Annotated in this window: 14 protein-coding genes; 9 read left to right on the top strand and 5 right to left on the bottom strand. The window is 69.5% G+C overall.

Annotated features, from left to right (window positions below):
* Nucleotides 1-23 precede the first annotated feature (23 nt).
* Genes POL67_RS27645 through POL67_RS27665 form a run of 5 tightly spaced genes read left to right on the top strand, consistent with a single transcriptional unit; the run spans nt 24 to nt 4919 of the window.
* Entirely contained in the window at nt 24-698 is a 675-nt protein-coding gene (locus tag POL67_RS27645; protein ID WP_271922348.1) for a hypothetical protein, read from the top strand.
* Nucleotides 695-1090 (top strand): hypothetical protein, encoded by a 396-nt coding sequence (locus POL67_RS27650; protein ID WP_271922350.1) that lies wholly within the window; start codon nt 695-697, stop codon nt 1088-1090. Before POL67_RS27645 ends, POL67_RS27650 begins: the two co-directional genes overlap by 4 nt.
* Nucleotides 1057-2097 carry a hypothetical protein gene (locus POL67_RS27655; RefSeq protein ID WP_271922352.1) on the top strand — a complete coding sequence of 347 codons (1041 nt, stop codon included), beginning with the start codon at nt 1057-1059 and terminating at the stop codon, nt 2095-2097. Before POL67_RS27650 ends, POL67_RS27655 begins: the two co-directional genes overlap by 34 nt.
* Nucleotides 2098-2148: 51 nt before the next feature.
* On the top strand, nt 2149-3510 hold the full coding sequence (locus POL67_RS27660; protein WP_271922354.1) for a serine/threonine-protein kinase: 1362 nt from the start codon (nt 2149-2151) through the stop codon (nt 3508-3510).
* 41 nt (nt 3511-3551) lie between these two features.
* Nucleotides 3552-4919, top strand: a complete 1368-nt coding sequence (locus tag POL67_RS27665; RefSeq protein WP_271922356.1) for a sigma 54-interacting transcriptional regulator — start codon at nt 3552-3554, stop codon at nt 4917-4919.
* 141 nt (nt 4920-5060) lie between these two features.
* On the opposite strand, the gene POL67_RS27670 is transcribed toward POL67_RS27665, so the two are convergent.
* From POL67_RS27670 to POL67_RS27680, 3 genes are read right to left on the bottom strand one after another with little or no spacing between them, the layout of a single operon-like run.
* Complete coding sequence (locus tag POL67_RS27670; RefSeq protein ID WP_271922358.1) at nt 5061-6743, bottom strand: acyl-CoA mutase large subunit family protein; 1683 nt, start codon at nt 6741-6743, stop codon at nt 5061-5063.
* A 23-nt stretch (nt 6744-6766) separates the two neighbouring features.
* Entirely contained in the window at nt 6767-8425 is a 1659-nt protein-coding gene (locus POL67_RS27675) for a GspE/PulE/PilB domain-containing protein (RefSeq protein WP_271922360.1), read from the bottom strand.
* A gap of 48 nt (nt 8426-8473) precedes the next feature.
* Nucleotides 8474-8773, bottom strand: coding sequence for an FtsB family cell division protein (locus POL67_RS27680; RefSeq protein ID WP_232379981.1), 300 nt, complete (start codon nt 8771-8773; stop codon nt 8474-8476).
* 209 nt (nt 8774-8982) lie between these two features.
* Here POL67_RS27680 and POL67_RS27685 point away from each other — a divergent pair, with 209 nt between their 5' ends.
* The 4 genes from POL67_RS27685 to nth all read left to right on the top strand — a co-directional run bounded on the left by POL67_RS27685 (nt 8983) and on the right by nth (nt 17421).
* Entirely contained in the window at nt 8983-13308 is a 4326-nt protein-coding gene (locus tag POL67_RS27685; protein WP_271922362.1) for a serine/threonine-protein kinase, read from the top strand.
* Nucleotides 13305-14318, top strand: coding sequence for a hypothetical protein (locus tag POL67_RS27690; protein WP_271922364.1), 1014 nt, complete (start codon nt 13305-13307; stop codon nt 14316-14318). The genes POL67_RS27685 and POL67_RS27690 overlap by 4 nt, the downstream gene beginning before the upstream one ends.
* 301 nt (nt 14319-14619) lie before the next feature.
* Nucleotides 14620-16443 (top strand): Fic family protein, encoded by a 1824-nt coding sequence (locus POL67_RS27695; RefSeq protein ID WP_271922366.1) that lies wholly within the window; start codon nt 14620-14622, stop codon nt 16441-16443.
* Nucleotides 16444-16563: 120 nt separating this feature from the next.
* Nucleotides 16564-17421, top strand: a complete 858-nt coding sequence (nth, locus tag POL67_RS27700; RefSeq protein ID WP_271922368.1) for an endonuclease III — start codon at nt 16564-16566, stop codon at nt 17419-17421.
* Here nth and meaB read toward each other — a convergent pair.
* Both meaB and POL67_RS27710 read right to left on the bottom strand, forming a co-directional pair.
* Nucleotides 17418-18434: a methylmalonyl Co-A mutase-associated GTPase MeaB gene (gene meaB, locus POL67_RS27705; protein ID WP_271922370.1), complete on the bottom strand. Its 1017-nt coding sequence runs from the start codon at nt 18432-18434 to the stop codon at nt 17418-17420. The two genes, nth and meaB, sit on opposite strands and share 4 nt — an antisense overlap.
* Before the next feature lie 13 nt (nt 18435-18447).
* Nucleotides 18448-22227 carry an FAD-dependent oxidoreductase gene (locus POL67_RS27710; protein ID WP_271922372.1) on the bottom strand — a complete coding sequence of 1260 codons (3780 nt, stop codon included), beginning with the start codon at nt 22225-22227 and terminating at the stop codon, nt 18448-18450.
* Between the last annotated feature and the right edge of the window lie 111 nt (nt 22228-22338).

Genomic DNA, 22338 nt, shown 5'->3' on the forward strand with positions numbered 1-22338 from the left:
CGGTAAGACCCAAGGGCCCCGACATGCGCGAAAAACGCCCGCGCCCCCGACGTTCGACGGCCCTCGTGACGACGTTCGCGACAGGGTGTGTCCTCGCCTGGGCCGGGACCGCGATCGCCGCCGAAGACGCGCCCGCCGCGCGGGGAGAAGACGCAGCCGGAGCGAGGCGCGCGCTCTACGAGGCCCTGTCGGCGCCGCCCAAGGGTTACGTGCGTGCGCTCGCCGGGCTCTCGTTCGGCGGCGGGCTTCGCTTCAACAACCCGTATCGGCTGGCCACGCAGCTCGGCGCGTCGGCGGAGTCGCCGAGCGCGACGGCGCCGTACACGACGCTCATGGGCGCGCTCGCGTTCGGGCCGCCCGACGGGTTGCAGCATGGAGGGATGCTGGGGCTCTCGTTTGCGCTGAGCGGCGTCGGGCAAACCGTGCTCACCCCCGGGTACATCCTGATGTACCGCGGTCCGGGTCGGCTGCTCGCGTATGGTCGAGTTGGCCCGGAGATCCTGCTCTCGCCGGATCTGAACGTGGGCCTCACGGTCGCAGGAGGAGGCGCGTTCTTCGTGACGGGCGGGCTCGGGCTCGTCCTCGATGTGGCGGGCAGCCTGTTCTACGGGGCGAGCACGTGGGAGAAGAAGTACCCGGCGTACCCCGTGCTCTCGGCCTCGCTCGGCTTGATCGTCGACGTGGAGTTCTTGCCATGAAGCAGGCTCGCGTGATCGGCCGCATCGAAATCGCGCGCCTCGCGGCGATGCTCGTCCTCGTCGTCGCCGCGCCGACCGTGGGCGACATCGGGAGCTGCGGCGAAGCGCCCGCCGATCTCGACGCCGCCGCGTTCTTCCGCGAGAAGGCCGCGGTCGACTGCGCGCGTTGTGAGGAGTGCGGTTTTTCCACAGCGGCGTGCACGCGCGCCTGTGATCCGATGCAGCCTGCGCAATCGTTCCCCGAGGGCTGTTACCCCATCGTGCACGACGGCGACGTTTGTCTGCGCGCGCTCGAAGCGGCCTCGTGCGACACGTACGCGAGCTTCGTCGCGGATCAGGGCTCGACGATCTCGACCGAGTGCAACTTTTGTCCGCCGGAGGCGAAGCCGTGACGCCTGCGGGGCGCGCCTTCGCCCGATGGATCGTCCTCGCGGCGGCGCTCGTCGCGCTCGCCTCGGGCTGCGCTGCGCTCCGCCCCGTCACGACGTCCACGGCCGAGTACGGCGCGTTCCGCAAGACGCGCGTCTCGCCGACGCTCGAAGGGCGCATCGTCGCGGCAGCGCGTTACCTCGCGCAGTACCCCGACGGCACGTTCGCGACAGAGGTGCGCGCGTTCTACACGATGGCCGAGCCGCTCTACTTCGAGGAGCACCGGAGCACCGCCGCGGGCCTGCACTTCTACCTCGCAGCGCTCCCGCGCGGCCCGCATGCCGCCGAGGCGCGGCAACGGCTCGAACGACTCGCCGAGAAGGGGCCAAGCGCGGAAGGCGGCTTCGATCGGGCCGTCATGGGCACGAACGATCGCCTCGCGAAGCTCGCCGGCATGCGAAGCGCCGCGCGTGAGCAGATGACGACGTCGCTCCGCGTGTGGCTCGACCCGGACGCCTTCGCGCGCCCGCTCGTAGAGGCGAAAGCGGAGCTCCTCGTCCCGTGGAGCCTCTCGCTCCCATGGCCCAGGTGCACGTGGAACGACGAAACCCGCGGCGCAGAGATGCGCTGTGAAAAGCTCTTCGAGTTGCCGTACGAGGTGACGAAGGGGGAGGGCACGGAGGAGCGTCAAGCCACCGTCGAAGTCGTGGTCGTCGAGGACGCGCGTGGCAGGCCGCTGCGTGTCACGATCGGCGGGCCGGATCTCTTCGTACGCCTCGAAGAGACGTTCACCGGTCGGGCGATCGATCTCGGAGATCCGAGCGGTCGAGCAGCGGGCGTGTCCCGCGCGACGGAGCTCGTGCGGCGCGAGTTTTCGGCGCGGATCTCGGACAATCCCGCGTGTCGGAAGCGCACGCGCGCGCCGAAGGTCCTCGAGCTCGCCTGCGGCGGCGTCCGTGTCGTCGTGGAGGCCGCCCTCGACAGCACCGAGGACGATCGCATCGTGATCGCCCCGATGACCTCAGACTGAACCCGAAGCGCGATCGGGGAGAGCGCGTATCTCCCCGGAAACGAGGCGCGTGTGATACTCCTTCGGGCAGTGGAGATCGGCCGCGTCCTCGCCGAGCGTTACGCGCTGGTCCGCCCCCTCGCGGAGGGAGCGATGGCGACCGTGTGGGTCGCGGAGGATCGCGTCTCCGGCGGCGAAGTCGCGATCAAAGCGATCTCGCTCGACGCGGCCGGATGGCGCACCGAGGTGCGTGATCGTTTCATGAAAGAGGCGCGCCTGCTCGCGATCGCCCAGCACGAGCACCTCGTCGGCGTGCGTGACGTGGGCGAGACCGAAGACGGCTTCCTCTACCTCGTCCTCGATCTGCTCGACGGCGAGACGCTCGCCGATCGCATCGCCCGTGATCCGCCCCTCGACTGGAAGGAAGCCGGCGCGATCTCGCTCGCGATCACGCGCGGCGTCGCAGCCCTGCATCGCGCGGGGATCGTCCATCGCGACCTCAAGCCCGCCAACATCGTCCTGCATCGTGACAGCGGCGGCACGGTGCCGAAGATCATCGATCTCGGCATCAGCAAGGTGCGCGCGGCGGCCGCGGATCCCGAGCTCTGCGCGACGCTCACAGCGACGGGGCAGGTGCTCGGCACGCCGCAATACATGAGCTACGAACAAGCGCTCGGCGATCCGGACGTGGACGCGCGCAGCGACGTGTGGGCGCTCGGCGTGATCCTCTACGAGATGCTCGCGCGAAGGCGACCGTTCGAAGCGCCGAACGCAAACGCAGTGCTCGCCGCCATCCGCCGCAAGGACGCGCCCGCGCTCGCCGAGGTCGCGAGCGACGTGCCCGCCGTGCTCGCGAAGCTCGTCGATCGTTGTCTGCGCACCGATCGCGCCGAGCGCTTCAAGGACGCCGGCGAGATGGCCGAAGCCCTCCCGACCGCGCTCTGCTCGGCCGCCGCGGATCCGACGCCCGCCGAGCCGCCGCCCCCCGAGGCGAAGAAACCCGCGAGCGTGACGGCGCCGAAGCAACCTTCGCCCACGCCGATGCCCGCGGCGATCCCGGCCGAGAGCCCCGCGCCGCAGCCGCAGCGATCCCGCGCCGTCGCAGGCGCCTTCCTCATCGCGGGCGCGGCCATCCTCGGCGCGACCGCCGCCACGTTCTTGACGCGCGATCCTGCCCCGACCACGCAGATCGCTCCTCCGAAGCCCACGACCGGCGGCGCCGCGCCGGCCCCGCAGGAGCCCGATCCTCGGACGAAGGCCCCGCCGAGCCCCACGCAAACGCCGGCCACCACGTCCACCACGGGCGAAGTGCGCCCCGTGGTGCAAGCAACCAGCACGGCCGCCTCTTCGGCTTCGGTTCCAACGACGCGCCCGGCGGTCACGACGCGAGGCGGCACCAAGCCCCTCACGCAGGTGAACGAAGCGGGTTTCTAGAGTACGCGGCGCCCCGTTCATGGTACCCCTCCGAGCGGACCGTGAGCGACACCGCTTCCCCTAAGCTTCCCGCGACCGAAATCGCGCCCCGCCAGGCCAAACAGGGCGGCGGCGTCGCGCGCCTCGTCGTCACCCAGGGACCGGGTGCCGGCAAGACGCTTCTCGTCACGCGGGCCCGCGCCACCGTGGGCCGGCACCAGACCAACGACCTCGTCATCCCCGATCCGCGCATCTCCGCGACGCACATCGAGCTCGAGCGCAGGCCCGAGGGCCGCGTGCTCGTGCGGGATCTCGGCACGACGAACGGCACGTGGCTCGGCCCGCATCGCCTCAACGAGGCCGAGCTCGGCCCGGGCGCGCTGCTCAAGCTCGGCGACTCGCTCGTCCGCGTCGAGGTCGACGATCGCGCCGAGCCCGAGCGCGGCAGCGAAGGCGGCCGGTTCGGCGGGCTCATCGGCGTGTCAGCCGAGATGCGCGAGCTCTTCGCGACCCTCGAACGCGTGGCGCCGAGCCAGCTCACCGTGCTCGCGCAAGGCGAGACCGGCACGGGCAAGGAAGAGCTCGCTCGCGCGATCCACAAGCACTCACCACGGCGCGAGGGCCCGTTCGTGGTGCTCGACGCGGCGACGATCCCGCCGACGCTCGCCGAGAGCGTGCTCTTCGGTCACGAGCGCGGAGCGTTCACGGGCGCCGACGCGCGGCACATCGGCACGTTCGAGCGCGCCCACGGCGGCACGCTCTTCATCGACGAGATCGGCGAGCTGCCGATGGACCTGCAGCCGAAGCTGCTCCGTGTCCTCGAGAGCCGCACGTTCTCGCGCGTGGGCGGCCACGAGATCATCCCGGTCGACTTCCGCCTGATCGCCGCGACGCACCGTGATCTTCGCGCCGAGATCGAGGCGCACCGCTTCCGCGAAGACCTCTACTTCCGCCTCGCCGAGGCGCGCGTCTTCTTGCCGCCGCTCCGCGCGCGTCCTGCGGACATCCCGCTGCTCGCGCGTCACTTCCTCGAAGAGCTCTCCACGTCCGAGCGCCCGCTCGCCATCACGGAGGACGCGCTGCGGAGCCTCACGCTGCGCAAGTGGCCGGGCAACGTGCGCGAGCTGCGCAACGTGATCGCGCGCGCAGCGGCGCTCTGCCAGGACGGGACGATCACGGAGAACGATCTCGCCGGCGAGGGGTTTGGTTTCCGCGGGAGCGAGGCCGAGCGAGAGCCGCTCGACCTCCAAGGAACGTTCGCCGAAGCCAAGGCCCGCGCGATCGATCGTTTCGAGCGCGCCTACCTCGACGCCCTCGTCCGTCGCTGCGGCGGCAACCTCTCGAAGGCCTCACGCCAGGCCGACGTCGCGCGCAACCATCTCCGCGCGCTGCTGAAGAAGCGCGGGCTTTACGATCCCGGAGATACGTGATCGTCAAGCGAAGCGTGGCGCCGGGGTTTCACCCCGGACCCGACCAGGGGCTCTTCGCCCCTGGACCCGAACCAGGGCAAGCCCTGGACCGCTGATGCATCGACCGCGATGCGGTCGATGCACGCCAGAGGGAACAGCCCGTTAGATGGTGAGGATTTCCGTGTGCTCGCCCCATGCGGCGCGGAGCACGTCGCTGATCTCGCCCACGGTCACGCCCGCCTTCACCGCCGCGAGGATCGGCGGCAGCAGGTTGTCCGTGCCGCGCGCCGCGCGATCGATCACGGCGAGCGCCTCGCTCTTCTTCGGCCCCTCGTGCGCGGCACGCCACGCGCGCGTCCGCTCGGCCTGCTCGCGCTCGATGCGCGGATCGATCTTCATCGCCGTCACGGGCGGGCTCTCCGAGGCGAACTCGTTCAGGCCCACGATGACGCGCTTCTTCTCCTCGATCTCGAGCTGGTAGCGATACGCCGCCGCCTGGATCTCGCGCTGCACGTAGCCCTGCTCGATCGCCGACACCATCCCGCCGAGATCGTCGACCCTGCGGATGTACTCGCGCGCCGCCTGTTCGAGCCGCGTCGTCAGCGCCTCGACCACGTAGCTGCCGCCGAGCGGATCCACGAAGTCCGTCACGCCCGACTCGTAGCCGATCACCTGCTGCGTCCGGAGCGCGAGCGTCGCCGCCTCCGCCGTCGGCAGTCCGAGCGCCTCGTCGAATCCGTTGGTGTGCAAACTTTGGCAACCGCCGAGCACCGCGGCGAGCGCCTGCATCGCCACGCGCACCACGTTTACCATCGGCTGCTGCGCGAGCAGCGTCATCCCCGCGGTCTGGCAGTGGAACTTGAGCGCCCGCGCCCGGTCCGTCTTCGCGCCGAACCGCTCCTCCATGACCGACGACCAGATCCTCCGCGCGGCTCGAAACTTCGCGATCTCCTCGAGCAGGTTGTTGTGCCCGTTGAAGAAGAACGAGAGCTGCCCGCCGAAGTCGTCGACGTCGAGCCCGGCCTCGACGGCGGCCTTCACGTACGCCATCCCGTCGGCCAGCGTGAACGCGATCTCCTGGGCCGCGTCGCAGCCCGCCTCGCGCATGTGGTAGCCGCTGATCGAGATCGTGTTCCAGTGCGGCACGTCCTTCGAACAGAACGCGAAGATGTCACTGATGAGCCGGATCGAAGGCCGCGGCGGGTAGATGTACGTCCCACGCGCCACGTACTCCTTCAAGATGTCGTTCTGGATCGTGCCGCGCAGTTTGTCCCTCGGGACCCCGGCCTCATCCGCGACCGCGATGTAGAGCGAGAGCAGGATTGCCGCCGTCGCATTGATCGTCATCGACGTCGAGATTGTGTCGAGCGGCAGCCCCGCGAGCAGACGCCGCATGTCGCCGAGCGAGTCGATCGCCACGCCCACGCGCCCCACCTCGCCGGCCGCGAGCGCGTGATCCGAGTCGCGCCCCATCTGCGTCGGCAGGTCGAACGCGACCGAGAGCCCCGTTTGCCCCTGCGAGAGCAGGTAGTGGTAACGCGCGTTCGACTCCTCCGCGGTGCCGAACCCTGCGTACTGCCGCATCGTCCAAAGGCGCCCGCGGTACATGTTCGGCTGCACGCCGCGCGTGAACGGCGGCATCCCCGGGAAGCCGAGATCGTTCGCGGGATCAAAGCCCAGCCGCTCGAGCGTCTCCTCGTCGTAGAGGTCGTCCGCGTCCACGCCGACCGATCCGGGCGGCCCCGAGAGCAGCGGTGCGCGTGGTCTCGCCGCCTTGCGCGTCTTCGCGAGCCGCTTCTCGAATTCGTCCTTCGCCTGGCCTTCCGCTCGGTCGTCGCTCTTCATCGTTCGTCGTCCTCGACGTTCGTCTACCCGCGCGCCGACAGGAGCCGCGCGAGCGCCTCGCCTACAGCACGAGCGAGCTCGTCCATCCTGCGCGTGCCGGTCAGCGTGTCGCCGAGATCATCGACCATGAGCACCGCCGCCGGCCGCCCCGCGACGCGCACCGCCACGACGGCCACGTCCGGGCTCGCGCGCTCCATCACCGCGAGCAGCCCCTCGTGCGCCGGCGTTTCGGGCACGGGCCCGAGATAGATCGACGTCGCCGTCGCCGTCGCGAACACGCTCGGCACGTCGTGCGGGATCGAGAGCGCCCGCAACGCCTCTTCATCCCCGAACTCCTCGTTGCAGGTCCATCCGTGGAACCCGTCGCGCTTGACCGCGAAGAGCGCCACGCGACGCGCGAAGAGCGCCGCGCCGCCGAGCGCGAGCGACACGATCTCGTCCCGCGTCGCCGCGCGCGCGAGCGCCCCGAGGATCGCGCTCGGATCCGGGAAGGGCAGGGGAGGCGGCCCCACGAACGTCTGGCGTTGCGGCTCCTCGTCGTGCTCCGAGACGGTCACCGGCGCAGGCGCCGTCACCTGGCCCTTCACAGGCACCGGGAGCGACATCGCAGGCGGTGGCACCGACACACCCCCACGACGTGCCGACGGCGCCGGCGCGAACGAGTTCGGCCCCGCAGACGGCTCTGGGATCGGGCCCCCGAGCGCTGGCGCGAGCGCGTGCGAGATGGGCGCGTCGTGCGTCGTCCACATCGCCGCTGCTCGCTCGGCCTTCTCCGCGTTCGCCGCGTCGCCCACGACACGCGGCGCCGTGCCTCCGTCGCTCGAAGGCACACGCGAGAAGACCGATGGATCCAGGGTCGGACGTGTCGCGCCGCGCCACGCCGTGAGCTCGGGCGGCGCCACGGCGAGCGGCGACGGCACCGACGCGGGGCCCGGCGGCGGCGTCGAGGGAAACGACACGCGCGGCGGATCGTCCGAGCTCGGCGGCGGTGCCGCCGCGGCCTTCGTCGCCGGGAGCGCCGAACGAACGACACGCTCCACCGGCACCGCTCCGCGCAGCGTCCCCGGCGCTCCGCGTCGTGTCGCCGGTGCTGCGGGTGTTTGCGACCCGTCCGCGTCGCTCCCTTCCGGCACGCGTTTGACCAGCGGGATCGGCGTGCTGATCGTGGGCGGCGGCGGGATCGACGACTGCGGCGCGCCGTAGGGCGAGGCCGGCGTGATGCGGCGGCCTCGTGGCTTCTTCGGGGCCTCGGGCTGCGCCGCCGTGAGCTCGATCCGCCGGATCGCCTCTTCCACTGCGCCGATCGGCGCGCGCAGCACGCGCACCGGCGCGCCGAGGTGGAACGACATCTCCGACTCGATGTGCGTGTCCAGCGGATCGGCCGCGGCCACGTCCACGGTCCCCGTGAACGGATCGAGCCGCGTCGGCAGCGCGCAGAGCCTCCGGCACATCGCGCGCGGCAGCTTCGCCACGAGCTCTGGCGCGCCTTGCACGTGACGCAGCCCCGGCCCTGCGTACCGCGCGATCTCCTCGTCGAGCTCGGCCTCCGTGATCGCCCCGCGATCGACGAGCGCGCGCGTGAACGGGATTCCCCGCACGACCGACAGGAGCAGCGCCGCCTGCACCTTCTCCCGCGTCACCAGGTTCGCCGCGATCAGGCGTCGCCCCAACTCGACCGACACGGCGCGAACGATATCACTCTTTATGTTGGCGAGGAGCCCCTTGGACCCTCAGCGCGACGCGGGAAACTGGAAGACGACCTCGGTCTGTCGCACGAGCCCGAGGTTGTCCCGCGCGATGCGCTCGACCGCCGTCGGATCGTCCCGCAGCCGCTCGACCCGGCCCCGCAGTGCGTCGATCTCGCGGTGCATCTCCGCGCTTTCCTCTTCCACCTGCTCGAGCTCACGTTCGAGCCCTCGCAGCCGCGGCAGCCCCTCCGGCGAAAGGATCATCACCGGGACCCCGATGACCGCCACGACGAGGATTCCGACCGGCAGAACCCGCTCGATCGCCAAGGTGAGTCGACGCACGTCTCCCTCCCTGCCATGGCCGGGGGCACCTGGTCAACTTTCCGAGCTCGCGAACTTCGGAAAGGTCGCGCGCTTTTGGGTCGGTTGTTCTTCGCGAACGACCTGACCTTTGGCTAGCATACGCCCGGCCGCGGGCGCCCTGGTCGGTTCTTCTGGACCGAACACTGACCAGACGAGGCCGCCCCCGCGAAGGATCCCGAGGAGATTTCATGTCGATCGATATCGTCCGAGGTGAGCTCGAGCGCCTCTTCTCGCTCGATGAAATGACCGCGCTGTCGAGCGAGCTGCTCGGGCTCGATCCGGCCCAGGTGGGAGGCGCCGTCTCGAAGGCATCCTTCGCTCGCGCGCTCACGGATCGCTGCTTCGAGAACGACGCCGAAGGCGCGCTGCTCGACGCGATCTTCGCCGCGAGGCCCGAGGCCGACGCGAAGCTGCGCGAGCTCGTGAAGAAGGGCACCGGAGCCGACGCCGAGATCAAGGCAGGCGAGGCGTTCGGCGCGTTCACGGTGACGCGCAAGATCGGGGAAGGCCCGCGCGCCGTCGTTTACGCCGCGACACGCAAGGTCGAAGGCGAGGAGAAGCCCCAGGAGCGGATCCTCAAGGTCTTTCGCAAGGACGCCGCGTCCGGTCCGCGTGCTCTCCAGCGTTTCCTCACGGCCGTCCGGCTCGCCGCGAAGGTGCAGCACGAAGGCCTGCCCGCGTCGCTCGAAGCCGGCGTCGTCTCGGGACACGCGTACGTCGCGTACGCGCCCGTCGACGCCCAGCCGCTCGCCGCGCGCGTGACGCGCACGGGCGCGCTGCACATCAACGAGGCGCGCGAGATCGTCCGCTCCGTCCTCTCGGCCCTCGCCGCGCTGCACGAGGCGCGCGTCGTGCACGGCAACATCAAGCTGGAAAACGTGCTCGTCGGCCGCGGCGAAGGCGGCAAGGTCCGCGCGTACCTCGTCGACGCCGGCTGCGATCGCCTCGGCGCCTTCGTGGGCGGGCCGTTCGGCATCCCTGCGCTCGCGCGCGCCCTCTCGCCCGAGCAGATCCGCGGCGGCGCGCTCGACGCGCAGAGCGACATCTACGCCTTCGGCGCCCTCCTCTTCGAGCTGCTCGCGGCCAAGCCTCCGTTCGGCGGCGAGACCGGCGCCGACGTCGCGGCCGCGCACCTCGTCCGCGAGGCGCCGGTCGCGTCCACGGTCGCGCCGAAGGGCTGGGTCAACAAGGAGCTCGACGAGATCATCGCGCGCCTGCTCGACAAGAACCCGGGCACGCGCCCCAAGGGCGTGAGCGGCGCGCTCGACCTCGTCGATCCCAAGGCCAAGACCGCCGAGGAAGCGCCCAAGGGCAAGACCTTCACGGACGAGGAGATCAACGACCTCGCCGACCTGCTCCTCGCCGATCCCACGGATCACGACTCGGCCCTCGCGCTGGAGAGCGCCTCGCGCGACGGCGCCGATCCGCACAAGGTCGCCGAGGCCTTCGTCATCGCGGCCTCCGAGGTCGACGAGGGCGAGAGCGCGGGCGAGAAGATCAAGGCCGCGGAGACGAAGAAGCAGCTCCTCTTCCGCGCCGCCCGCACCTTCGAGAATGTCGCGAAGGATCTGGAGAAGGCCGAGGGCGTGCTCGAACAGATCGTCGAGCTCGACGCGGACGACGACGTCGCGTTCGGCGCGCTCGAAGACGTGCGCCGGCAGCTCGGCAAGCACGAGGAGGTCGTCGAGATGCTCCTCGAGCGCAGCGAGAAGGCGCAGGATCCGCCGGCGCGGGCGCGCGCGCTGAACGAGATTGGCCGCCTCTACGTGCGCGAGCTCGAGGACATCGAGCAGGGCGTCTTTGCCTTCGCGCAGGCGCTCTCCATCCTCCCCGAGAACCAGGACTACGCGAAGGATCTCGAGCGCTCGGCCGGCAGCGACATGAAGGTATGGGCCGAGGCGCTCCAGATCCTCAGCACCGCGACGACAAGCGCGGAGATGTCGACCGAGTCCAAGATCGCGCTCTTCAACCTGCTCGGGCGCTGGTACTCCGAAAAGATCGCGCGGCCCGACATGGGCTTGCCTTGCTTCCAGGCCGTGCTCTCGGCCGAGCCCGGACACGACGGCGCGCTCGACGGCATGGCGCAGCTCTACCGCCGCGCGCAGCAGTGGCAGGAGCTCTGCCAGATCCTCCAGACCCGCGCCGATCGCGCCGCGACGCCGGAGCGATCCCGCGAGATCCGCGCCGAGGCCGCCGACGTCCTGGAGACGCGGCTCAACGACGCCTCGCGCGCCCGTGACCTCTTCGAGCACATCTTCCAGGAAGATCCGAGCAACGACAAAGCCGCCGAAGCGCTCGGCCGCATCTACCACCGCCAGGAGGACTGGGCCGGCTACGCGAAGATCCTCGAGCGCCGCGCCGACGCGCTCCGCGGCGAGGCCCGTGTCGAGGCCATCTGCAAGGTCGCCGAGCTCTACGAGGATCAGCTGAACGACCTCAGCGAGGCCACGCGCCGCTACGAGGCCGCGCTCGACGTCGACCCGCACGGCCTCACCGCGCTGCGCGGCCTCGATCGCATCTACAATCGCACGGGCCGCTACAAGGAGCTCGTCGGCAACCTCGAGAAGCAGATCGCGATCAGCGCGACGCCGCGCCAGAAGATCAACCTCTACGAGCGGCTCGCCGGCATCCACGACGAGCAGTTCCTCGATCACGGCAAGGCCGCCGAGGCGTACGAGGCAATCCTCCAGATCGACCCGGCGCACGAGGGCACGCTTACCGCGCTCATGCGGCACTACCGCGCGCTCGAGCGCTGGGAGGACGTCGTCTCGCTCTACGAGCGCCTCCTCCGCATCGTCACCGACGACAAGCGCCGCATCGACCTGCTCCTCGCGATGGGCCGCGTCCTCGTCGAACAGGTCGGCTCGCCCGAGCGCGCCTCCAAGGCGTACGAGAAGGTCATCGAGATCGACCCGCAGCACGGCGGCGCGCTCGAATCGCTCGCGAACGTCCGTGCCGCGAGCGGAGACGCGCTCGCCGCGCTCTCCGCGATCGAGTCGCTCGCCGTCAAGGCCACGACGCCCGAGACGCGCGCTGATCTCTGGATCCGCGCCGCCAAGCTGCTCGACGACAAGGGCGATCGCGACGGCGCGATCGAGCGTTACAAGAAGGCCCTCGACGCCCAGCCTGGCAACGTCGCGGCCTCCACCGCGCTCCGCACCGCCTACCTCGCGCGCGGCGACGCGACCAGCGCCGTCGAGCTCCTCGGCCGCGAGATCGACGCCGCCGAGGGCAACCTCGCGAAGGCGCGCCTCTACGGCGAGATGGCCTTCCTCCTGCACGAGAAGCTCAAGGACGCCGATCGCGCGCAGGCCGCCGCGACGAAGGCGATCGACCTCGATCCGACGAGCATGAAGGCGCTCTACGTCTCGGGCGAGATCGCCTTCGCCGCGTCTCGCTTCGTCGAGGCGGCCAAGCACTTCGAGTCGCTGGCGAACCGCTCCGACGCGATGCCGAAGGACCTCGCGCTCGACGTGCTCAGCCACTACATCGACGCGCTCAGCAAGAGCGGCTCGACCGAGAAGGCCGTCTCCGTCCTGCCCACGCTGCTCGCGCTCGCGCCCGACGTCCCGCAGGCGATCCGCCGCGCGGCGAAGGTCCGCTACGACGCCAAGCAGTACAAGGAGAGCGCCGCGCTCTACGTCGATCTCACGAACCGCTTCGGCGACAAGCTCGATCCGATCGATCGCGCCGAGGCGATGCTCTACCTCGGCCAGGCGCGGCTCTCGCTCGGTGAGGTCGAGGAGGCGGTCCTGCCGCTGCTCGACGCGGCCGACCTCATGCCCGAGGCCCCCGAGCCGATCGCGGCGCTCGTGCGCCTCTACGAGGCGAAGAAGGACTGGGAGGAGGTCATCCGCCTCAAGATGCGCCGCATCGACGTCGTCAGCGGCGACGAGCGCGTCGCGCTGCTCCTCGACGTCGGCGACATCATGGCCGCGCAGCTCGGCGATCGCACCCGCGCCGCGAAGAGCTACGTCGCCGCGCTCGACGAGCGCCCGGACGATCGGAAGATCCTGACCAAGCTGATGCAGCTCTACAGCGAGGAGAAGGACTGGTCGAAGCTCATCGAGGTCGTGCTCAAGCTCGCCGGCAAGATCGACGACAAGCGGCAAAAGGCGAAGTACATGCACACCGCCGCGATCGTGAGCTGGCGTCAGCTCGGCGATGCGGACAAGGCGATCGAGTACTACGACCAGGTCCTCGAGCTCGATCCCACGCTCGACAAGGCCCTCGCCGAGGCGATCGAGGTCCGCGAGCAGAAGAGCGACTGGGAGGGCGTCGAGCGCCTCGTACGCGTCGATCTCGAGCGAGCGACCGAGCGCAACGAGACCGCGAAGGTGCTCTCCACGATGGAGAAGCTCGGCGCGCTCTACAAGGACAAGCTCGGCGCCATCGCGGACGCGATCGACGCCTACGAGGCCGCGCAGTCGCTCGATCCGAGAACCACGAGCGCGAGGAGCTGCTCGCCAAGCTCTACGCGAGCGACCCCGCGCAGTACCTCGACAAGGCCGTGACCGCGCAGGCGATCCTGCTCCGCCGCAACCCCTACCGCCCGGAGCCCTACAAGCTCCTGCGCAAGCTCTACACCGAGTCGAAGCGCGCCGACTCCGCGTACTGCCTCTGCCAGGCGCTCACGCTGATGAGCTTCGCCGAGCCCGACGAGGAGCGCTTCTTCAAGCGCATGCGATCGGACACGGCGGCGGCGGCGCAGGTCCCGCTCGGCGAGGAGGAATGGTTCGCGAACCTCACGCACCCCGACGCCGACCCGCTCCTCACGAACGTCTTCGCCGTCATCCAGCCGGCGGTGATCATGAAGAACGGCCAGCCGCTCGAGGCGCTCGGCTACCAGATGGCCTACGCCATCGACCTCATGCGGCACCCGTACCCGCTCTCGCAGACGATCGTCTTCTCGGCCGGCGTGCTGGGCCTCGAGTTGCCCCTCTGCTTCCAGAATCCCATGGATCCGGGAGGCCTCTCGTTCCTCCACGCCCACAACCCCGCGATCGTGCTCGGCGCTGCTGCGCTCGCCACGGAGGTGCCCCCGCAGATGGGCGCGTTCATCGCGAGCCGCCACCTCACATACTACCGGCCCGGCATGTACCTCCGGTACCTCGTCCCCACGGGCACGGGGCTCCGGGCGTGGCTCTTCGCCGCGATCAAGCTCATTTCCCCGAACTTCCCGATCTCCAAGGACATCGAGGGTCCGGTGAAGGAGAACCTCGCGGTCATCGAGGCGGTGATCACGGGCGCCCGCCGCGACGAGCTCGCGAGCGCCGTCACGAAGCTCCTCCAGGCCGGCGCGATCGACCTGAAGAAGTGGGTCGGCGGCGTCGACCTCACGGCCGACCGCGCGGGCTTCATTGTTGCGAACGACCTCGAGATTTCCCAGGAAATCATCAAGGCCGCCGACGACGCCGCGAGCGCCGTGCCGCAGAAAGAGCGCCTCAAGGAGCTCGTCCTGTTCGCGGTCAGCGAGGACTATTTCGCCATTCGTCGTAAGCTGGGCATCAACATCGACGCCTGAGTGCCGTCGTTCGACCCGCGCGAAGGGGCGATCTCGGGGTTTGGGGTGACGGGCGCCGTCGGGCGACCCGGCGCCCCGAACGTCGAACGGGGGGATCCGAGCGGCCTTTTCGCGCGTTGTCGGGCCGGGGGGTACGAATTGAGGCGACGCGGCCGCGGCGTTTGTGCAAGAACAGCGGTTGACGGGCAAAATCCTTGGTTGCTACCCTCACGCCCCGTCGCAGGGGCCCGAGGGGCCCGACAGACTCATCGTGCCGTGTCGCCGCGGGGGGTTCTCCGAGCGACCGCTGGAATCACGCTCCATGGCGGCTAAAAAGACCCGTAAATTGGCCAAGAACACCAAGAAGAAGGCAGCTACCCGAGCCAAGGCGAGTCGGCGCGCGGCCCCGCCCCGAAAAACGGCGGCGGCGAAGCTCAAAAAGAAGCCGCGTGCGCAGGCCACGAAGCGAGCGAAGCCAGCCGCGAAGAAGGCCGTCCGCAAGGCCGCTGCCGCACGCGCGACAAAACGCGTGGCGGTGGTGAAAAAGCGCGCGGCCGCCAAGAAGGCCAAGGCGACGGTAAAGCCGAAGAAAAAAGCGGTCGTCCGCGCCAAACGCGCGCCGGTCCGGAAGGCGCAAAGCCCCGCGAAGAAGAGGATCAAGCGCGCGATCGCGAAGAAGAAGTCGAAGAAGGTCGCGCGCAAACCCGCCCGAGCCGCCGAGCGTCGCCAAGCCCGCGCGATCCCGCGCAAGAAGAAGGCGGCGCTCCCGAAGGTCAAACGCGCTGCGCGCCCGGCCGCGAAGGCCCGCCCGGTCAAGCGCGTCGCCAAGCCGACCCGCCCGAAGCGGCCGGCGCGGCCCGCCCCGAAAGCTCGCGCCGTCGAGAAGGCCCGCAAGAAGGCCGAGCTCCGGGAGGCGCGCGAGGCGAGGGAGGCCAAGGAGGCCAAGAAGTCCGAGGCCGCCGCCAAGGCCCGCGCCGCGCGTGAGGCGGAGGAGGCCGAGCGGCTCGCTGCCAAGGCCGAGCGGCTCGCCGCCAAGGAAGCTCTCCGAAAGGGGAAAGCGGCGAAGAAGGACAAGGCGGCCCGCAAGGAGAAGGAGGCCGAGCAGGCCCCGGCTCCGAAGGAGAAGGCCAAGGCCCTCCCGCTCAAGGAGAAGGGCAAGGCCGCCAAGGAGAAGCCGGCCGAGGAGCGTGAGCCGGTCGCCAAGGAAAAGGGCGCCAAGGAAAAAGGCGCCAAGGAAAAGGGCGCCAAGGAAAAGGGCGCCAAGGAAAAGAAGAAGGGCAAGCTCCTCAAGGCCGACAAGCCGCGTGAGGGCCGCCTCATCGCGGTGCGCGAGCCTGCGCCCCGGGTCGTGGCGCTCCCGCTGCCGCTCCTTCCCCCGACGCGCCGCGCGACCATCGAGGAGCGCTCGGAGGTCATCGAGAAGCGCCTGACCTCGCAGAGCGAGGAGTTCCAGAAGAACTACACGGACCGCTTCGACATGTCGTGGATCTTCCACGACAGCGCGCTCGAGGGTGTCGTGTACACGTTCGAGGAGCTACGGACGGCGCTCTCCGGATATGCCCCGCCGGTCTCGGACACGAACCTTCAGCCGACCTACGACGACATTCGCCGCCACAAGGAGGCGATCGAGTTCGTCCGCGATTACGGCAAGAAGAAGCTGCCCATTACGATCGACGTGATCAAGAAGATCTACCTCATCCTCCATCCGGAAGAGGGAGACATCAAGACCGTCAAGTACCGCAAGGACATCCCGCAGCACCGGCTGTATTTCCACGAGTATGTGCCGCCGGACAAGATCGCCTACAAGGTGCGGCAAATCGTGGATTGGCTGAACGATCCCGAGACGCGCAAGACCCGCAATGGCCTGCGCATCGCGGCCCGCGCTCACTACGACCTCCTGCGCGTCTATCCCTTCCAGTCGGACAGCGGCAAGGTCTCGCGGCTGTTCATGAACCTCCTGCTCATCCGCTCGGGCCTGCCGCCGTCGATCATCCACTCGACCGAGCGCCAGCGTTACTACGAGGCGCTCAAGGGCTCGGCCACGACCGTGCTCCAGATGGTGCAGGAGGCGGTCGAGAACGCGCTCTCCAGCGTGGAGAAGCTCCTCGACGAGTACGAGACGCGAAAGCGCGCGTTCGTGAGCTGATCCCCGGACAAACACGACCCCTTTGCATCAGGGGTTCCAGAAGGTAAAACCATCGCCCCGCCGATGCGCTCGTACCGAGCGAGATCGCGGGGCGATGGCCCATTTCTACCGGAACCCAGCATGACCGCGACGAACCAGGCACGCGCGCTCGCCCAGGAGACCTTCAGGCGCCTGCGCGTGATCCATCCGGACGCACACTGCGAGCTCGACCATGCAAACCCCTTCCAGCTCCTCGTCGCCACGGTGCTGAGCGCCCAGACGACGGACGTGCTGGTCAATCAGATCACGCCGAAGCTGTTCGGCCGCTGGCCCGACGCGCCATCCCTGGCGAAGGCGCCGGTCGCCGAAGTCGCGGCGCTGCTGCGCGAGCGACTCGGGATGTTCAACCAGAAAGGGAAGAACATCGTCGGGCTCGCGAAAAAGCTCGTGGAGAAGCACGGCGGCGAGGTGCCGCGGACGCTCGCCGCGCTCGTGGAGCTGCCCGGCGTCGGGCGAAAAACGGCGAACGTGGTGCTCGGCGTCGCGTTTGGCCGACCCGAGGGCGTTGTGGTGGACACGCACGTGCAGCGGCTGTCGCAGCGGCTCGGCTGGACCACGGAGCAGAAGCCCGAGACGATCGAGAAGGCGCTCTGCGCGCTGTTCCCGCCCGAAGACTGGAACATGCTGTCGCTCGTTTTGATCTTCCACGGGCGGCGGGTCTGCTTCGCGAAGAAGCCCGCGTGCGCCGCGTGCGGGGTGAACGACGCGTGCCCGAGCGCGTTCGCGGCGGAGAACGTGGGGCGTAAGCCGCCGAGGAAGCGGCCGGCCGTGGTCACCGAGGCAGCGCCAAAGAAGAAGGCCGCGGCGACGAAGGGTGTCACGAAGAAGGCCGCGACGACGAAGGCGACCACGAAGAAGGTCGTCGTGAACAAGGGCAGCGCGACGCGGATCGCGCCCCAAAAAGCTGCCGCGAAAGGGAAGGGGAGCGGGCAGGCTTAACGGCCGCGGAATGCAGTCACGAGCCGCTCGGCCGCGGTGTACGGATCGGCTTGCCGATGCGCCACGGCCTGCGCGGCCTCGTCGAGCGCGCCGCCGAGCTCGCCCATCGCCGCGTCGAGCAGCGCCTCGCGGAGCTGCGTGCGCATCGCCTCGCGGAGCCGCTCGAACCGCCGCGCCGCGCCTGACTCCGTGCCCGTGAGCCACGTGTGGTGCGCTTCGAGCTGCGTCACCAGCGCGGCCACGCCCTCGTCCCGCGTCGACACGGTCCGCGCCACGGGCGGCACCCACTTGTGCGCGTCGTGCCGCACCACCTGCTTCTGGATGTCGAGCGTGCCCGCCGCGTGCCCTCGGCTGTGCACGCCCGCCTTCACGACCTCGCCGCCGAGCGCGATCATGAGCTCGAGGTCCCGCACCGCCGCGTCCGCGCCCTCGCGATCCGCCTTGTTCACGGCGAACACGTCTGCGCATTCGAGCAGGCCTGCCTTGATCGCCTGCACGTCGTCGCCGAGCCCCGGCGCCATCACCACGAGCGTCGTGTCCGCCGTGCGCGTGATCTCGAGTTCGTCCTGACCGACCCCGACCGTCTCCACGAGGATCACATCTGCGCCCCACGCGTCGAGCACGCGGATCACGTCTGCGGCCGAGCGCGACAAACCGCCGAGCGCGCCGCGCGTCGCGAGCGATCGGATGAACACCTCGGGATCGCTGAAATGCGCCTGCATCCGGATGCGATCGCCGAGGATCGCGCCGCCGGAGAAGGGGCTCGTCGGATCGATCGCGACCACGGCGACGCGCTTGCCTTGCTTGCGGAAGACAGCGATGAGCCGATCCGTCAGCGTGCTCTTGCCCGCGCCGGGGTTGCCCGTCACGCCGATGGTCCAGGCGCGGCCCGTGTGCGGGAAGAGTTCCTTCAGGACCGTGAGATAGTCCCCGGTGCGATCGTCGGCCAGACGGCAGGCCCGGGCTGTGCCACGCATGTCCCGGGCGAGCACCTTCTCGGCGAGCGGATGCACGGCGCGTGCGCTCCTAGATCCGCCTGAGATCGGGCTCCTTCGCGAGGATCCGATCCAGCCACATGTTCGTGAGCTTCTCCTGCGCGCTGTTCGCGCGGAGGCGCGCCGTCAGGTTCTTGAAGTCGACGCGATCGATGGGCTGGTCCTGGTTGTAGCAGGTGAAGACGAACTGCTCTTTGCCCGTCTCCGGATCCACCCAGCGCTGCAGGCACTGCGCGCAGACCTCTTTCATCATGCACTGCATCGGCGAGTTGATGCTCACGATGCCCACGTGCTTCGGGTTCAGGTGCGGCGCGAGCACGCCGTGCCGCGCCTCGCGCACCGCGTTCATCATGCGATCGGATCCGATCGCGATGATGCGGTTCACCTGCGAGAGCTTGAACATCTCGCCGCCGAGCGCACCCTCCGCGTAGGCCTTCATCGCCTGCACGATGTTGCCACGGAAGTGACGATCCGCGGCCCTGCGCGGGGCGATCTCCGTGCCGGCGTCCGTGCACCACACGACCTGATCCGTCGCGGCCTCGATCTCCTCCTGCTTGAAGAGATCCTGGCCCATCTTGTAGCCCGCGAAGTACACGACGTTCGCGCCGCTCGCCTTGAGCGCCTTCGCGATCGAGAAGAGCACCGCGTTTCCGAGGCCGCCGCCCGCGAGCAGCACGGTCTCGCCCGTGGGGATCTCGGTCGGCGTGCCGGTCGGACCCATGACCACGACCTCCTCGCCCACGCGAAGCGCGGCGAGCAGGCGCGTCGACGTGCCCATCTCCAGCGCGATGAGCGAGAGCAGGCCCTTCTCCTTGTCGACCCACGCGCCCGTGAGCGCGATGCCCTCCATCGCGAGGCGCGTGTCGTCGATGACCTTCGAGAACACCTCGTAGTTCTGCAGCCGGTAGAACTGGCCAGGCTCGAACTTCCGCGCCGCGGCGGGCGCGCGCACGACCACGTCGATGATCGTCGGCGTCAGGCGCTCGACCTTCACCACGACGGCCTTGAAGTCGTCGTCGAGCCTCGTGTAGAGCGCGCGCCGCCGCTCGTCCCGCGCGGCCTGCGGTTCCTCGCCGAGGCGCTCGATGTCCTTCGCGAAGAGCGAGACCACGTGCGGATACGCGTCCTTCGCGCTCGCCATCGCCTTGACCACGCTGCCGGCGTAGTGCGGGTGGTTGTCGCCGTAGAAGCTCACCGCATGCGCGCCGTCGCTATAGCTCGTGAAGAACCCTTCGCGCGCATCCGCGACGGGCTCGACCTGGAGCTTGCCCGCCTCGTCGACGAACGCCTTGTGCGGCTGGAAGTACTGCTTCCTCTTGTCGAAGGCGAACGTGCCGGGTTTTTCCTTCTCGTACATCACGTTCGGGCTCGTGCCCGCCGCGACACACACGCTGCGCGCCGGGAGCTCCACGATCTCGCCGCTCGCGGTCCACTTGCCGGCCTCGTCGACCTTCTGTCGCTCGAAGGTCATGCCACGCACGTGCCCGCGCTCGTCGAGGACCGCCTCGACCGGCGCCATGTTCTCGATGTAGCGAACGCCCTCCTCGAGCGACTTCGCGACCTCTTCGTGGTTCAGGCGATACGCCGGCGAGTCGATCACGCGCTTGCGGTACACGAGCGAGACGCCGCCCCACGCGTCGAGCAGCTTCTGCAGGTTCGGCGCGCGGCCCTCGCGTTGCGCCTTCTCGCGCTCCTCGCGGATCTGCGCGGCATGCGCGCGTTGCTCCAGGATGAACTCGCGCTCTTCCTCGTCGAAGGACGCCATCGCAGCGGCCTCGCCGCGCTCGGCGACGAGCTTCGCCACGCGCGCGTCCGTCTTCTCCGCTTGGATCGTGTAGTAGGCGATGAGCTCGGTCGCGGTGTCGATCGCCGTGAGGCCGCCGCCGATCACGATCGCGGGCAGCCGCACCTGCAGGTTCGCGAGCGACGAGCGCTTGTAGGCCCCCGTGAGCTGCAGGGCCATGAGGAAGTCGCTCGCCTTGCGGATGCCGCGCGCGACGTTGTTCTTGAGCGGGATGATCGTCGGGCGGCCAGCGCCCGCGGCGATCGCGACGTGGTCGAAGCCGAGCTTCCACGCGTCGTCGAGATCGAGCGTCCCGCCGAAACGCACGCCGCCGTAGGCGCGGAAGTTCTGGTGACGCGCGAGCGTGATGTAGAGGACCGTCAGGAAGTTCTTGTCCCAACGAACCGTGATGCCGTACTCGCTCACGCCGCCGAACCCGAGCAGGATGCGCTCGTCGAGCTCCGTATAAAGCTTCTTGTAGTCACGCACCGGCCGCGGCGCGCGCGTCGCATCCCCCGTCAGCTCGACGGGGAGCGGCTCGATCTTGAGCCCATCGACGGCCGCGACGGCAAACCCTTCGAGCGCGAGGTGGTGCGAGAGCGTGTAGCCCGCGGGCCCGAGGCCCACGACGAGCACGTTCTTGCCGATGTACGGGCGCGGGTGCGGCCGCTTCACGTTGAGCGGGTTCCAGCGCGAGAGCAGGCCGTAGATCTCGAAGCCCCAGGGCAAACCGAGCACGTCCGTGAGCACGCTCGTCTCGATCTGCGGGATGTTGACCGGCTCCTGCTTCTGGAAGACGCACGCCTTCATGCAGTCGTTGCAGATGCGGTGACCGGTGCCGGGCAGCATCGGGTTGTCGATGCAGACGAGCGCGAGCGACGCGATGGAGTCGCCGCTCCGGCGCATCACGTGCATCTCGCTGATCTTCTCGTGCAGCGGGCAGCCGTTCAGCGTCACGCCGAGCGGGTTCGGCTTGATCGCGCCGGTCTTGTTGTCGCGCAGCCCCTTCGAGCACGAGTCCTTGTCGCGGTCGTGGCAATAGAGGCAGTAGTCGACCTCGCTCTCGACCTCGCGCGCGCTGCCGCGCCGATCGGTCAACACGAAGCCGTCGCGGTGGCGCCGCTCATGCTCGGGGCCGACGAAGAGCTCGGGCAACTTGTCGTCGGCGCGGCGGAGCTGGACGAGCTGGTTGTGATCGAGCGTCGCGGGCGCCTTGAGCGAGCCCCAGCGCCGCGCCGGATCGTGATGATCGGCGCGCCGCGCCGCGAGCCACGCCTCCACCGCGTCGAGCGCGAACGCGACGACCGCGCCGTCCTCCGCGTCCGTGGGCGCATCCCCCGCGACGGCCACAGCGCCCGCGGCGACCTGCGTCAGCATCGGATCTGCCGCAATCGCGGCCCGCACCTTCGCAGCCTGCTCGTGCAGCTCGGGCGTCCACGAGGCGCCTCCTGCCTTCGCGGCCTTGCGCGCGACCTCGTCGATCGCGACGAGCACGAGTGTCGCCGACGCGACCGCGAGCTCCTCTGCCTCGGAGCCACACTCGAGCCGGCTCGACTCCGCGCCGACCGCCGTGAGCGCGCGCCGCGCCGTGTGCGCGGCCTCGACGGCCGTGCCTTTCCAGGCCTTGCCTGCGCTCGGCTTGAAGAGGCGCTTCTTCGCGAAATCCTTCTTGAACGCCCAGAGCGGCGAGCGCTCCTCGGCGCCCGCGGCGAGCGTTTCCACTTCGCGCTCCACGCCGAAGAGGCGCGCGACGAAGCGGGACAGGTGCGGCGCGCCGACGAGCAAGGACTCCGAGAGCTCCTCGGGGCTCATGCCGCTCCCCTGGCACGCGCGGTACTTCGAGAACCGCTCGTACCCCGTGGGATCCGCGGCCTCGAAGTACGCGTAAAACCGCCCCGTGAGCTCGGCCAGACGACCGGCGTCGAAGAGATCGGCGTACACGAACCCTGGCTCGCCGAGGACGAGCTCGGAAGGTTCGGAGGTGGCGTTCACCCAGGAGGAGAAGTCGACTTGCAGACCGTCTTGCATCACCCGCGTCCCTGTCGTGACTGCTGTCTTTAGCGATGAAATATGGGGAAGCCACCCCGACGATAGAAGGGGACTCGTCGAGATTCGCTCACGCCTGTCCGGCTCGTTCGT

This window comes from Polyangium mundeleinium (genome assembly GCF_028369105.1).
GTDB lineage: Bacteria > Myxococcota_A > Polyangia > Polyangiales > Polyangiaceae > Polyangium > Polyangium mundeleinium.

Excerpts from the sequence above, each read along its gene's own strand:
- POL67_RS27645 (WP_271922348.1), top strand. The coding sequence starts at position 24 with ATGCGCGAAAAACGCCCGCGCCCCCGACGTTCGACGGCCCTCGTGACG.
- POL67_RS27650 (WP_271922350.1), top strand. The coding sequence starts at position 695 with ATGAAGCAGGCTCGCGTGATCGGCCGCATCGAAATCGCGCGCCTCGCG.
- POL67_RS27670 (WP_271922358.1), bottom strand. The coding sequence starts at position 6,743 with ATGAAGAGCGACGACCGAGCGGAAGGCCAGGCGAAGGACGAATTCGAG.
- POL67_RS27685 (WP_271922362.1), top strand. The coding sequence starts at position 8,983 with ATGTCGATCGATATCGTCCGAGGTGAGCTCGAGCGCCTCTTCTCGCTC.
- POL67_RS27695 (WP_271922366.1), top strand. The coding sequence starts at position 14,620 with ATGGCGGCTAAAAAGACCCGTAAATTGGCCAAGAACACCAAGAAGAAG.
- nth (WP_271922368.1), top strand. The coding sequence starts at position 16,564 with ATGACCGCGACGAACCAGGCACGCGCGCTCGCCCAGGAGACCTTCAGG.
- POL67_RS27710 (WP_271922372.1), bottom strand. The coding sequence starts at position 22,227 with ATGCAAGACGGTCTGCAAGTCGACTTCTCCTCCTGGGTGAACGCCACC.